This window comes from Virgibacillus litoralis (assembly GCF_017873675.1).
GTDB classification, from domain to species: domain Bacteria; phylum Bacillota; class Bacilli; order Bacillales; family Amphibacillaceae; genus Lentibacillus; species Lentibacillus litoralis.
The window spans coordinates 38,435-52,102 of sequence record NZ_JAGGKK010000001.1; the positions used below are offsets into that span (position 1 = coordinate 38,435).

Annotated in this window: 10 protein-coding genes; 1 reads left to right on the plus strand and 9 read right to left on the minus strand. The window is 33.7% G+C overall.

Annotated features, from left to right (window positions below):
* Window positions 1-3 precede the first annotated feature (3 nt).
* Window positions 4-1,230: an amidohydrolase family protein gene (locus tag J2Z82_RS00185; RefSeq protein ID WP_209478786.1), complete on the plus strand. Its 1,227-nt coding sequence runs from the start codon at window positions 4-6 to the stop codon at window positions 1,228-1,230.
* A gap of 127 nt (window positions 1,231-1,357) precedes the next feature.
* Here J2Z82_RS00185 and J2Z82_RS00190 read toward each other — a convergent pair whose 3' ends face one another.
* The 9 genes from J2Z82_RS00190 to J2Z82_RS00230 all read right to left on the minus strand — a co-directional run bounded on the left by J2Z82_RS00190 (window position 1,358) and on the right by J2Z82_RS00230 (window position 13,563).
* On the minus strand, window positions 1,358-1,849 hold the full coding sequence (locus J2Z82_RS00190; RefSeq protein WP_209478787.1) for a hypothetical protein: 492 nt from the start codon (window positions 1,847-1,849) through the stop codon (window positions 1,358-1,360).
* A 246-nt stretch (window positions 1,850-2,095) separates the two neighbouring features.
* A complete protein-coding gene (locus J2Z82_RS00195) occupies window positions 2,096-2,911 on the minus strand; it encodes a nuclease-related domain-containing protein (RefSeq protein WP_209478788.1) in 816 nt (271 codons plus the stop codon).
* A gap of 139 nt (window positions 2,912-3,050) precedes the next feature.
* On the minus strand, window positions 3,051-3,665 hold the full coding sequence (locus J2Z82_RS00200) for a DUF4352 domain-containing protein (protein WP_209478789.1): 615 nt from the start codon (window positions 3,663-3,665) through the stop codon (window positions 3,051-3,053).
* Window positions 3,666-4,053: 388 nt separating this feature from the next.
* Window positions 4,054-6,510, minus strand: coding sequence for a restriction endonuclease-like protein (locus J2Z82_RS00205; protein WP_209478790.1), 2,457 nt, complete (start codon window positions 6,508-6,510; stop codon window positions 4,054-4,056).
* Window positions 6,482-8,416, minus strand: coding sequence for an McrB family protein (locus J2Z82_RS00210; protein WP_245250975.1), 1,935 nt, complete (start codon window positions 8,414-8,416; stop codon window positions 6,482-6,484). The genes J2Z82_RS00205 and J2Z82_RS00210 overlap by 29 nt, the downstream gene beginning before the upstream one ends.
* A 568-nt stretch (window positions 8,417-8,984) precedes the next feature.
* A complete protein-coding gene (locus J2Z82_RS00215; RefSeq protein ID WP_209478791.1) occupies window positions 8,985-9,452 on the minus strand; it encodes a hypothetical protein in 468 nt (155 codons plus the stop codon).
* 83 nt (window positions 9,453-9,535) lie between these two features.
* Window positions 9,536-10,585: a 5-methylcytosine-specific restriction endonuclease system specificity protein McrC gene (mcrC, locus tag J2Z82_RS00220; protein WP_209478792.1), complete on the minus strand. Its 1,050-nt coding sequence runs from the start codon at window positions 10,583-10,585 to the stop codon at window positions 9,536-9,538.
* The gene (locus J2Z82_RS00225) at window positions 10,560-13,001 is read right to left on the minus strand and encodes an AAA family ATPase (RefSeq protein ID WP_209478793.1); all 2,442 of its coding nucleotides are present in this window, start codon (window positions 12,999-13,001) and stop codon (window positions 10,560-10,562) included. Before J2Z82_RS00225 ends, mcrC begins: the two co-directional genes overlap by 26 nt.
* A 22-nt stretch (window positions 13,002-13,023) precedes the next feature.
* The gene (locus tag J2Z82_RS00230) at window positions 13,024-13,563 is read right to left on the minus strand and encodes a hypothetical protein (protein WP_209478794.1); all 540 of its coding nucleotides are present in this window, start codon (window positions 13,561-13,563) and stop codon (window positions 13,024-13,026) included.
* Between the last annotated feature and the right edge of the window lie 105 nt (window positions 13,564-13,668).

Consider the following 13,668-nt stretch of genomic DNA (forward strand, 5'->3'; position numbering starts at 1 on the left):
ACTGTGAAAAACGAATATCTCATTTGCGGGAAAAAGCTTGTAACAGTTAGTCAATTAGGTAGCATAAATGACGGTGCGATGGTTGTTAAAGACGGAAAAATAGCAGACATTGGTAGTTGGGGTAAGCTTCGTGAAAAATATGCCGGAATTAAAGTTGTCGATTACTCGGATTATGTGATCACTCCAGGACTAGTAGATTGCCACACCCATTTGCTAGAATTCGCACCAACCTCTCTCCATCCAATTACAAAAGAAACACATTTTCTAGCAGCCAAGTCGATTCTTCTCCATGCATTATCATCAGGTATAACGGCATTAGGTGAACAAATATGTGGTCATCCGCTTTGTGATTTTTCAATCGATGATTACCGGGAAACAACTACAGATATCCCTTTAGACATTTCATTTGCTGCTACCAGTATATCTATTGGGTTTGAGAAATTGTCACACTACACATCTGTAACTAAATCGACTGGCGTTGATCAAAAAGACCTTTCAAATTTCTTCCTTGTTAAACAAATGGCACAACATAGTGATTATCCCGGTGAAAATATTTTTATCAATGCGACTCCAGCAAATTTTAAAGTCAATGATGTGCCACGAGCAGGAGAAATAATTTACACCAAGAAAGAATTAGAAAAAATAGTTGAAATTTATCATCAATCCGGAAAACAAATTGGTGCTCATGTAGCTGGCGAGGATGCAATTCAAATGACACTTGATGCAGGTATTGATGTCCTCCACCATGCGCATAAGATAACTGAGGAACAAATGGATATTGTTAAAGAACAAAAAGTGAAAATTGTAGCAACCCCAATGGGTGGTACTCACCTTGAACCAAACTCACCAGAAAACATACTAAGACTACACCAAAAAAATATTCCTGTATCCATTGCAACCGATTCATATCTCCCTCCTTATCCAGACATAAGTTGGCTACCGTTCAATGATCAAGAATTAAAAGGTCCCGATGCCCTCATGATTGTTTCTCAACCACCAATGCAACTTTTAAAAGAACATGGATATGATGAAAACGATATTCTAGCGCTATTAACTGCAAACCCTGCAGACATATTGGGGAAAGGGCACCAGTTTGGTAGATTAACAAAGGGAATGGATGCAAACTTTCTCATTACTGGAGGTGTCCCTGGATTGGACATTACAGATATAGGAGGGATAAAAACGGTTTACTTTAAGGGGAAAAAAGTAATCGATCGAACGAAAGGCTAAATACAGTAGCAACAAAGCTCTCTTATAACTTATCAGTAAAATGAAAACAAGCTGCTTTTCTAATTAAGAGAGCAGCTTAAAACCGATTTAGTAAAAGAAGCCATAGTTGTCGGAAACCTTCCAAAATTTATACTGCCAGTCGCTGCTGGGCCCAAGTTGAACGATATTTAACCATAGTATAAATCATTATGATTGCTAAAATAATTGCCCCGCCATCAGTTATTGCACTCGGCAAAATTCCCCATATACCATATTCACTAATAGCAGCAACCCACATAGACGACGGAATCATTACAAAGCCAAGTCCTTGTGTAAAATTAACCACTAATATAACCCACCATAGTATTGTTGATCTAACTCTAAATGCTAAAATACCCAAAGCGTTTCCGATTATATAAATGCATCCTACAAGACGAAATCCATTGGTGAAGCCGGGTGCTTGTCCTTCTGGATTCGGAGCGTCAGCCATCTGCATCATTGTTTCAATCAGTGATATATTGACAATGACAAAATTTTGTAAGGTGGTTCCGATTGTAAATATAATTGAACACAAAGCGATTCCTATCTGAAGCCTGTATGTCGTGGGTGTTAATACTAATTCTTGTTTAATTATGCTCATAATAATTTCCCCCCTTTGTTTATATGAGTCATAATTATCACCTATTAAATTACATCATTTACGATAAGATTAAACAATACTTCTCAAGGCGATTATTTTGTAAGCCCCTATACTTAGTATATTATTCTGAACAAAACATTATATTATCAACGAGGTTGAGGTTGACGACTATTTACGAAGGAACGAGGACGTAGAAGGGCCTGTCACTCGGAAGTATTCTGATTGACAGGCACTATTCTGTATATATTACCGACTTCTTTGATGTTCATAACAATAAACTTTCCCATCGAACTTTTTATTTGCCATGCAATAATCCTTAACCTTTTGTGAAACAGGTTTACTGCAGACAACACATTTAGCAGCAGCTGATTTATTCGTGCTGTTTTTCTCTTTTAAACTTTTATTATGCTGTTCTCTTATCGTTGGATCTGTAATGTTTGCTTTAGATAATATATTGTATACTTGCTGAATATCCCCTTCTGATAACAATGGCTCTTTATCCTTCAATTTAGCAATCGATACTTTTCTATTGATTGTTTCAGTAAGATAAATATCGTATATGACCATCTCATCAGCTGAGATTTCTCTTAATTCCATGTCGATTTTAAGCTTACAGCGTTTTGTGAATGATACCAGCGAAATAAAACTAGAATGAAATCTCTTATCTACAAGCGTTTTAAGCGCTTGAATATGGCCATAGTTCTGTATGACCGGGTTTATCATTTTAAACTTCCCATTGATAAGCCACTGTTTTCGATTTCTTCCACCATATATTGTACCCTGGTAATTCTTTGTCTCAATAACAAAAATGCCATATGGCGTTAGTACAAGATGGTCAATTTGTGAATAGCCGGAGGCCGACTTTGCATTTTTGATCATAATATCATTAAGATACATGTATTCCTTTGGGAGCTGTGACAGCTGAATATCAATCTTATACTCGCCAATCTCCCCTTTTCTTCCTGCTACCACTTCATTATTTTTCTTATTACTAGTTTGTTCTTTCTTTGGTTTTGATTGAGGTTTCTCCTTCTTCTTAAACAGACCAAGCAAACGAATCATTCCCCTAAAATTTATTTACTTCTATTATCGGACTGTAAAGGAATGTTGTTAATTGTTCCTATATAAAAAGGGATAAACCCACACTTAGGTTTATCCCACTCATTACAACCATCCTTACAGAAGTAGCCGTATCCAATTTTTACTTCAGACTAATCTCTATGCTTTCTGTGCCAAAGAATCCTGTCTGACTATGCAGAACCGAATCTTTTAGTTTAAGATCCTTCGATACTTCAAAGACAACTTTTCCTGATTTGCTTAGTCCTGGATTTATTTGTGTCAGGAAAAAGTCTCCCATACTATCGCTCATAGCCATCATAACCTGACCATCCGTAATAGGTTCATATGTTGTTCCGTCAGCTGACTTGATTTTAAAATAACTGGAATCAATTGTTAGTGGTTCCTTTTGGTCATTTTTAACCGTCACATCCAGAATAACAAATTTGCCACTTGTTGTAGCATTCTCAACAAATTCATTTCCACTGTCAATTTCACCGGTAGTTTTTACATTATCAACTGTAAAACCTACATTTGCAACGGTAGCTGTTTCACCAACGCCTGCTTTCTTGACCTGTCCTTCTTCTTTTTTATCCTTTTCCTGCCCATTATTGTCAGAAGTCTCTTCCTGATTCGCATCACCGCTATCTCCTGATGCAGTATCCGGTGAATCATCACCACCTGAAAATAGTGCTATAATAATACCTAAAACGACAACTGCCCCAATAGCAGTTAAACATCCAGTAAATAATTTCTTCATTTTAATTGCCCCCTTACTTAGTATGATTTCATGTTATCAGTTAAGGTGTACAAAAAAATGTATAACCTGAGACTAAGTAAGGAGACATAAATATTAGTTAATCATTAATTGGAATTATTTTCCTTTGGAATGCTGTAATACAAAATCTTCAGTAAAATAACCATAGAGTATCTATACTCATGATATTAGACTATCGGATTTTATCCAACAATTTTGGGGTTCAGTTACTTATTATCAAAGTAGTCTTATAAACATAATTATATATTTAAATGTTCAACTATTAAGGTAAATGTACTATTTTAAGTTGCCAAATTAACAAAGGTATCGACAGCATTAAGGTCCCCACCAATTTGAAAGGAAAGAGACACACTCGCTTAAATAAAATAAATTAAATCATTTCAACAATATGGCGGAAAACAGTTGATGGATTTTTCAGTAATTCTTCGGCTGAAATTCTTTCAACTTTCTTACCTTTAGTAATCTCTAACTTTCCAGATTCTTTTAACTTAAGATTCATTTCACCTATAGAAAAATTCTTAACCATACCAGCCTTATCTACGTATCGATCGTTTAATTCTAATTTCACCTTAGAAGATATCCTTCTCAAAACCTTCCATAATTTCATTTCTTCTGGTGATTTCATGAACAACTCGGGTAATTCCATAGCACCACGTAAATTATTCAAAGTTGTCATCATATAGTATTGAATGCCGTAATGTACTGGTATAATCGTTTTTTCAAGCGACTTCCACACATTAATGCGAAAGACTACATTATCACCAATATCCACCCGGTCAATCTCACCATAAAGGGTAATCCCGCCGAGATCATTAAACTCTTTTTTGGGAAGGTAAAGTCCAATATATCTTGCTTCCTGCCAGCCGGTTTTAAGATAATGTAAAGAAATGCTAAAGTTTTTATTCTGTAGGAATTCCTGATAAACGTCCTTGCTATTTACTTTGCCTATCAATACTTTTTCTTCTAAGGATGATTGCCATTCTTCCAGAGTGCCTTTAGGAAGTATCCCTTCTTTTTGTAATTCTTCTGGATTTCTTTCTATTAACCTTTCTATAAACTGCTCAACCAACCTAGTACTATTAGGAAGGAAAGGAAATCCCCCAATATTTACATCGTTAATACTTTTATAAAAATCATGGGCTTCATACGCTTCTTCATCGAACCAAGGAAATAATACATATGCACCAAATGCATATCTCTCAAATGGGCCTTCTTCTTTTACAACGAGTGCATCTCTATACCGGTGCATCGTGTTAATATCTTCCTCCAGAGGGCCTGGTTGATGATATTTATTTTGATAGTAAGTTCCTTCAGTTGCAAAATCTACTCGATATTTCGCATCAAAAATGTAATGATAAGAATAACCCTTACCCTTTTTTTCAATGCTTAACATGGAATCTGGTTTTTGAGCGACTGTTGGGAGATTTTTGTCCAGCTTCTGAAAGTGTAAAGTAATCCTTTCATTGGTAACAGGATGCTTAAATACTCTTTTAGCTGATGCAGATTGATCAAGTTGAACAAACAAGCCGTCTCTTCGAATTTTAATAATATCCTGACTTATCATTGGATATTTTGATCCGAGTATTTGTCCTAATTTGATAAAGGTCCAATATTCATAAAGGGTCGCAACATCTTTAACTGACATATTATAAAGTTGACCATGAAGAACAAGACCCCGAGATACTGTTAGAAATATTTGATACACATCTCGGTAACCGGGAGCCATTTGGATTACGAGACTCATTACAGAACGATTTAACTGTTTTATCTGTCTCCAAAACTGTGTTTTAAGTCTTCTCTCCAATTCTGCTTTCATCTTATAAATTTTAGCTAATAATTCCTCATTATTATTTTGTTGATAGGGGTGGAGTGAATTTTGAATAACATTCGAAAGGTCCTCTAATTTATTTACTAGTCGTTTCATCATCCATTTCACAAATTGGTTCTCAAGTGTATTGTACGATAATTGTTTTTTTACATTTAGTCCATGGCTTGGCATTACATTTTGCTCACCGAGTTTGATTCCATTTTGCACTTCGTGAAATAGATGTGGCTTCTTTCTCAGGTAGTTTCGTCCAGTTGAATCTGCCTTTTTCAGTTGATCGCCTCGAACTTTTCTGTAAGTCGTTTTTAGATGGTGGTGTGGCTGCCTTTCAATTACGTTAATTGACTTTATTAGACGAGCAAAATGGGCATCAAATAATCTATAAAATTCAGACCAAGAGGGCTGAGCAGCAAAGGAAGTAGTAGCACCTAAAAAGGTCTTTTTTATAAAGTGATAAGCAAGGTTATAAACTTCTTCATTAACCTCATCTAGCAGTTTCTTATAGTCCTCTTTATAGTTCAGTTTGATTGGAAATATCTCCATTGTTACTTTCAACAAATCATTACTGCCGTCATGAATTTCAAATGTAGAAAATCCAACTTCATTTTGAAAATGTAAGTTCCCCATCAGTAAACGATGGGTATGGTCCCCAACTTTAGTGACTGACTTTCTTAAACCTGGATGTTCATGATAAAAGGATAAATTTTTTTCATTTTTGGGTGTAACAACTAACTGATAGACTCTATTCTCAAAAAATATAGGTGGAACCGTTGTCTGATCGCTTAATTTACCTTCATTTAGATCGTATATTAATATTGATTTTATGTCTTCACCCTTTACGCTTAAATCCATTGTTTCATCTGTTTGAATCATTTGGTAGTACCGTAAACCCTCATATCGTTCATGATAAGGTTTACCCTTTATATATAGATAAAAATCGACTGTCTCGATAACAACTAATTCAGTGTCCTCATTACCCGATCCAGAAGGAAGTGAAACCATCCGTTTGCCCCCTTCTCAACATCTCATACACTTTTTTGGCTGATTTAGGATATCTTGCATTTTTTATGATTTCCATTTCTATTGCTTGATCATCAGCTTCTGCTTCATCAAATTGATGACTAGTGCAAAACTGATATATACCCTTCAAAACGTCAAATGCTTGTGTTTCAGTAGCAGTAATTCTTGGTAATATCTTCTGGTGCAACTGATAGTCAAAAGCTTTATCAAATTCCATTAGATACCTACTATAAATTAAGTAAAAGCAAATCTCATCACGAACTCTGTATCCAATGTGAGCTTGAATTGGAGATAACAGATCATTAATTTTAATCAGTCCTTCTGTTACCTCGTGGATAATGCTTTTATGCCTAGTATATGCATCCTTTAAGTTTAAAAATTGTGACTGTATTCTCTCATTATTCAAAAGCTTTGAACCCGAGTCATTACTTTCTGGAAATGAAAAATGATCCAACTTTACCTCATTAAACTCGATTGTGTTTGCACGATCCAATACTTTTTTACTAAATGGATGTGTTGTTTCATCCATATTTACTGTTCCAATAATGTATAGATTAGGTGGAATTGTTAGCCGCTCCTGAAATTGTTCTTCAGGTAATAAAGCTGAAGTAATAATTCTACCGTTTTCCCACTTTCTGCTTTCCATCACACTTAAAAAGTCACTAAAATAGTACTCTACTCTAGCAAGATTCATTTCATCTAGAACAACAAAATACGGATTATCTTTATCATTAGAGGCTTTTTGGATCACTGAAGTTAAGGGCCCTTTTTGAAAATCGCCCTTTATATCTACGTAACCTAGTAAATCTGAGCCATCACTCCAATCTGGACGTACAGGAATAAGTTTGAATCGATCGTTTTCATCTTTTGCGCCTAGGCTTTCAGCAAACAATTCAATAATTTTTGTTTTACCTGTTCCAGATATACCCGATAAAATTACAAAAGGTTTTGTTCTAAGTGATACAAATAAATTCTTAACTTCATCTTTTTTATAATAGAACCCTTTTGACTCAATATAACTTTGAATATGGTTAATTATTTCTTCGTCTGTTTCATCAACGTCTTTTTGTTTCTCGTTAATAACTTGTCCTGACTGTTTACTTATGTATTCTTCGTAATAATTAATCATATGAGAAAGGTCTTCTTTCAATTGTTGTTCACTTGGAAAATCACTTTTTTCATAAGGAATATACAAAGCCGTAGAATCCCTATAACCAATTGCTTTACTACTTGTTCCCAAATCCAATTCATTGTCAGTATGTATGTTAGGATTAATAAATACTTTGTCTCTTATATCCTGTTTAATGTGATTAATAGTTTCTTTAGTATTATCTGCCACCCCTTGTGCTAACGTTAAATAAAGACGTTCCATGTCTTCGCTAAAAAGGTAAACAATGTAGTACCCCTTTTGAGTGGTATTGGTAATATCTTTATGCATAATTGCTAACCAGGGTACCTGTGCCCAATTTCCTTGACCTACTGAAGCCTTAATTGTGTATTGTTCTGTATCAACCATAGAAAGACTCTTGAACACATTAACTAAATCATTCCTAACAAAGTTGCCTAGTTCATTTGCTTTAAATGGGGCATTTCTCTCAGAAACATACTCTTTCATAACTTTTAGCAACATTGGACGAATTTGTTGTTCTACCACTAGATTCCACTCCTCATCTACTAATCCGACTTCTTCTAAATAAACAAATAAATTACGAGTTCTTTCTTCAGCAACAGACTCTTTCATTAAATTCTTTCCAACCGAATTACGTACAATTTGCATAGCGAGTTCAGATAAAACTTGTTGCTTTTTAACTTTGAAATATTCGTTTAACCCTTTTAAAAATTCAAGTACAATTTTAAAATAAGGTAGAGTTTTCATTATGTCTGCCATTATCATGGACTTTTTATTTTATTTATTATACCTTTCAAACATTGATTCATTCTTAGAATGGTCTTTACCTATGAAACCTAGTAAACGTAAATCTTTTCTGCCACGTGTTTTAACTCGGTAAAGGTTACCCTGAGCCTGTTTATTAAGACTCTTCGGATCGTATTTTTGTTCTAGTATTTCATTCAAAAATTCAATTACTTTTGTATACTGTTCTGTTGGTAGTTCATCTGTTTTAAATTTTTCTTGAGAAATAGTCCTGAATTTTTTATAATTTTTAAATATTGAATACTAGTAACTGCAATCAAATGTCTTTACCTCATTCTACGCATTCCACTTTCTGTTAATTCTAACATATTATTGAAAAACATTAATTCTCTGGGAATAAGATAAACAATCCTAGTTTCTTTGAAAACCTGGATTGTTTTAGAAGAATTAATTACTAACACATTCATCATTTAATACTTACCAAATCAAATAGAATTATTTGAACGATCCTCCCTACATTACATTTAAATACCCTACAGTTTATGTTTATCCAAATGTAAGCCACACAATCCTTAAGGACTAACTACTTTTTAGATGTAAATGTGTTTACTCTTTCAGCTATTCTTGTCCACACTAAACATTTCTCTTTATATGACTGCTGGACATCAATCTCATATTCACCCTTGAATCGATACATTAAACTACCGTGAATATCTTTCTCATGGGCAAATATAATTCTTTTATGAATGTTACTATCAATATGTAAATTCATATGTTCTTCAACTTCTCTTGAATTAGAAGGCCTTTCAAATATAGTATTTTCATCTGTAGAAATAGTATTTATCCAACTATTATTAGTATACAATTTAGGGAACCAAATGGTTACATCATCTCTATATGGATGATATGTTCCGCCCCTTTGGTAACCTTTGTATCTATGTCCAAATAGATTACATGCTTCATAAATCCTCTTAAATGCTACATCTTCGTTACTATCTATATATCCTTTTTCAATATATACTTCTGGATCAACTAAATTAGTATTTTCCATTTCTATAACTCTCCTTTTTGCAGTTCGCTCTGATTTTCTAGATGCTATTGTATCGTGGCGCCCATATTTCTTAACTAAACTACCTACCCTATATCTACAATACTCAACAACCGTTCATGTATATTCCGCCACTCCTGATTAAAATCCACTGTACAAACCTTAATCTTAAAACCTAATATGTTATAAAACAGATCTAAATCTCTATCGACTGTTGGATATAACAATATACCCGTTAAGTCTTTCATTTCTCTATTTTTAAAATTACTCAAATAAGCATGGATCTGATATAAGTTGGTACTAATCAATTTTTCATTACCATTTTTTAGTTTTGATGAAGTTGCATTTTGGTAATATTTCGTGTCCATGATAACTTTTCTATCATTCCACTCTAGAGATATATCCGTTTCCATCCTGGGCAAATATGATAAGTCTTCCCCTTCTGCATTCCAATAAATATTTTCGCGGTACACTTTACTCTCAGGTAATTCTTCTTTATAAAAATTACGTACAAAGTCCTCATATAAGTACGCCATTGCTGTTGCATCTTGTTCAAAGTTAATAAACTTTTCTCCTGTTTCATTTTCATTCATTAAAAGAGATTCATGTAAAAACCTGCAAATATCAATCAAGAACCCATAATGGGAGTTACTGCGATGAATTTTAGCATCATTGAAAACTTTTGTATTGAGTTTAATAAGACGGATATCTCTAAAATAATGATAAATCTGCTGTAATTCTCCCTTTAATCTTTCATCTACTTGAGAGGTTTTCAATAGCTCATAAAGTGTTGATTTAATAATTTGATTATGCAAGATATCATGTGTCATCTCGTCATATTGGCAATACATCCTAGCTTTCTTGAAGGATAATTCATTTAACGATTGCTGAAAATCAATTCTCCCACGTATACTTGGGGTCTCTTCTTCTATACTTGTATATTCTTTGTAAAAGCCACGCTTAATTAAAATACGCAAACGATTCACTAATATCCTCGATAATAAATGGTGAAGATCCTTTTCATCTGCTCTAGAGACATTAACGGCATCTTTTTCTTCCAACCGGTTCCATGCATAACAAAGCATGTAATAAATATTTTTTATAGGTATTTTAGTTGAACTTTTCAAGGAGTCCATCTACTTTTTCCTCCTGATCAAACCAATATTCACGAAGTAAAGGTGCCACTTCTAATCTAATTACTCGATCATACCAATTCTGTTCATCATGGATTGTTTCTGTTGCTGGACAAAAATAACTATGACCGATTTCATATCCTTTCCCTAGATTAATAACATCCTTAGCGATCTCATTATTGATTTCAGTTACTGAAGTTATTATCTTATCGATTAAACCTTGACTTATATTTTTATTACGTAAAAATTCCTCGAATTTATCATTATTAAATGCGGGTACTACCGAAATAAATGTAAAACGTCTTCGCAATGCATAATCAACAAGTGCTAAAGAACGATCTGCAGTATTCATCGTACCTATTAAGTACAAGTTCTTTGGTATATAGAATACTTCATCATCTTTAGAGTATGCTAATTTAAGCGCAAACTCTTTACCACGTTTATCTGATTCTAGTAGCATCATTAACTCGCCAAATATTTTAGATAAATTCCCTCTATTAATTTCATCAATAATCATGTAGTAATTACTTTCAGGATCATTGATTGCCTTTTGACAAAATTTATAAAAAATACCATCGTTTAATGAGAAGCTTCCTTCATCATTTGGTTTGTAACCACGAATAAAATCTTCATAGGTATATGATTGGTGAAATTGAATCATTTCTACTTTGTCAGGATCCTTTTCACGCATATGTAAATATGCTAATCGTTTCGCAACAAACGTTTTTCCAACCCCTGGTGGCCCTTGTAATATAATGTTTTTCTTGTACTCCAAAGCCTCTTTTATATCTTCTGCTTTTTCTTCTGACATAAATACTTCTTTCAAGAATTGTTCATGATCATATACCAAATTTTCACGAACGATAGTATGTCCTGGTACTGGTTTAGAATAGCCAGTTTCTCCATTTAATAGAGCTAGTAGTCTTTCAACAGCATCTTCATACATTGTCCATTCAGTTAATGTTTTTGTCGGTAAGCCAGGTGAATACCATTCTCCAACTTTATCCCATTCAACTTGTCTTATGGAGCGAAAATCCGACTGTATGGTTTCATCGTATTTATATTCACCAATTATCTTACCAAAACCAATTACATGACTATTTCCACGCTTCACAAACACATAGTCGCCCACTTGCATTTCATAACAAAATTGATAGTTAGCGTGGGCATCATTATGGGGTTTATAATCTACTTGATAAACATCAATTAATGCATCCATCATATCTACTTTACTACTATATTGACGAAGATCCCCGAGTTCATCCCATCCAATAGCAATATGACTATTTGTGTAAAAATCATCCCATAACTTACTATTTTCACCAGCAGCAATCATCCAATACTTTGGTTCTGAAGTTTCAGGTATCTCTTCCCCAACCTTGCTAAAGTTTTCATATAGAAAGCTGAGAAATTGATCTATCTCAAAATAAATTGGTAAGTTAGTTCTCTTTCCAACAATGTCTTTATACTTCTCAGCAATACCTTCACGTTTTATAGATTCCTGGAATTTCATAAACCTTTCGCCATATGTGTCTCCTCGAGTGTAATTTGGAACAATTTCCAAGACGTTTTCAACAGCTACTTTATCGCGTTGATTATAGAAACAGTTTTCTTCAGGAAAAATATTACCAAGCATTTCACTCACTACACTTTGTCCAAAGCCAAATAATTTAAATTGTTCCTCTGTTAGAAAACGGTCAATCCTCTCTCTTAATGGCGCTTCTCCATGAATTAAATATGTAAAACTCTTACGATATTTTTCTATCGGCGCATTCATTTCACCTAAAGCACGTTTTCTTGCTAAGGCCATACGAAACGCATTTATATGGTTACCAAGCTCCTGAACATTTTCCCATTCCATTGATTCTAAATACGAAGGGTTACTAAAGTTTCTAAAGAAATCATAACTATCCTGGATATATTCATTGTTTTCTAGTTTTTCTACGCCTTCAATTTTAAAGAGATGCATATACTTATCTAGCGTTGGTAATTCAAACTTTTCATCAATTAAACTTGGATTATTCCAAAGTTTTAAGATTCGTTGATATTCACCTTCACCTAATAGAAAGTTTGTACCTGTTGCAATTTTTATTATTTGTAAATTCATTGTCTCTGGAATTACTTTTAAATGATGTCTTAACAGCATTCCATTATTATTTGTTAACCGATATTCTTCTATTTTCAATTCAACCTTATATTCATCTTCTTCAAATACATCTGAAATTACCTCAGCATGAGCAATTATCCCTCCGGTGTTCTTCTTCCCTCCATCTGATCGCCATAGAAAAACCTTATCCCCAATATTTACTTTATCTACAAATTGCTTTTGTCTTATGCTCCATGAAACAACCTTGTTATCTAAAATGTATTCATCTATATTGAATTGCTTAGGGTTCCCTTGAAAAATCCAGTGTTTCAATTTATAGCCTCCTCACTATAATTTAATTATCAATTATCTCATCAACTACAGACTTTATATCATCATAATTGACTGGATGGCACACGTTTTTTAAAGGTTTTAATGAAACAGATTTCTGAACACCAAAGTGTTCATTTATATTTTTTGTTGATAGAATATAAAATTCCCACTGTTCAATATTTAGAGGATCCATAATATTCCGGACTTTTTCGAATAAAAGTGCAAAAATATATATCTGTGCATGTCTGTCACGTGAGGTTGTATATTCACCAAACTCATATTTTTTAGCAATATTAAATTGTGGAACAGATAGCTTCTTCTGCTCCCATTCTTGTACAAAAGCTGAAGACTTCACTTCAATAAGCTTCCTTCTATACTCTACATCTGCAATATCCCACTCTACTCTACCAGTTCCAAGTGTACCCAATGCACTTCCTACCAAAAATTCGGCAAATATTCCTCTTTCACTGTTCGTATTAATATTTGAGTATGCCCATTTCCAATAGTCAACGATTTGCTTTGAAGTTCCCTTTATTTGAGTAAACTCGTTTAATTCAACCACCTATACTTACCCCCTATTTGTTGGCGTTAAATTATCTTACGAATTTTTCCATTTAATTCTTATAGCGATTTTATCACAAAAGTCAAACAAATGTAGTTTATTAAC

Bases quoted from the DNA above. Each gene is read 5' to 3' on its own strand.
- mcrC (WP_209478792.1), bottom strand. From the start codon at position 10,585: ATGGACTCCTTGAAAAGTTCAACTAAAATACCTATAAAAAATATTTAT.
- J2Z82_RS00195 (WP_209478788.1), bottom strand. From the start codon at position 2,911: ATGATTCGTTTGCTTGGTCTGTTTAAGAAGAAGGAGAAACCTCAATCA.
- J2Z82_RS00210 (WP_245250975.1), bottom strand. From the start codon at position 8,416: ATGGCAGACATAATGAAAACTCTACCTTATTTTAAAATTGTACTTGAA.
- J2Z82_RS00215 (WP_209478791.1), bottom strand. From the start codon at position 9,452: ATGGAAAATACTAATTTAGTTGATCCAGAAGTATATATTGAAAAAGGA.
- J2Z82_RS00205 (WP_209478790.1), bottom strand. From the start codon at position 6,510: ATGGTTTCACTTCCTTCTGGATCGGGTAATGAGGACACTGAATTAGTT.
- J2Z82_RS00190 (WP_209478787.1), bottom strand. From the start codon at position 1,849: ATGAGCATAATTAAACAAGAATTAGTATTAACACCCACGACATACAGG.
- J2Z82_RS00200 (WP_209478789.1), bottom strand. From the start codon at position 3,665: ATGAAGAAATTATTTACTGGATGTTTAACTGCTATTGGGGCAGTTGTC.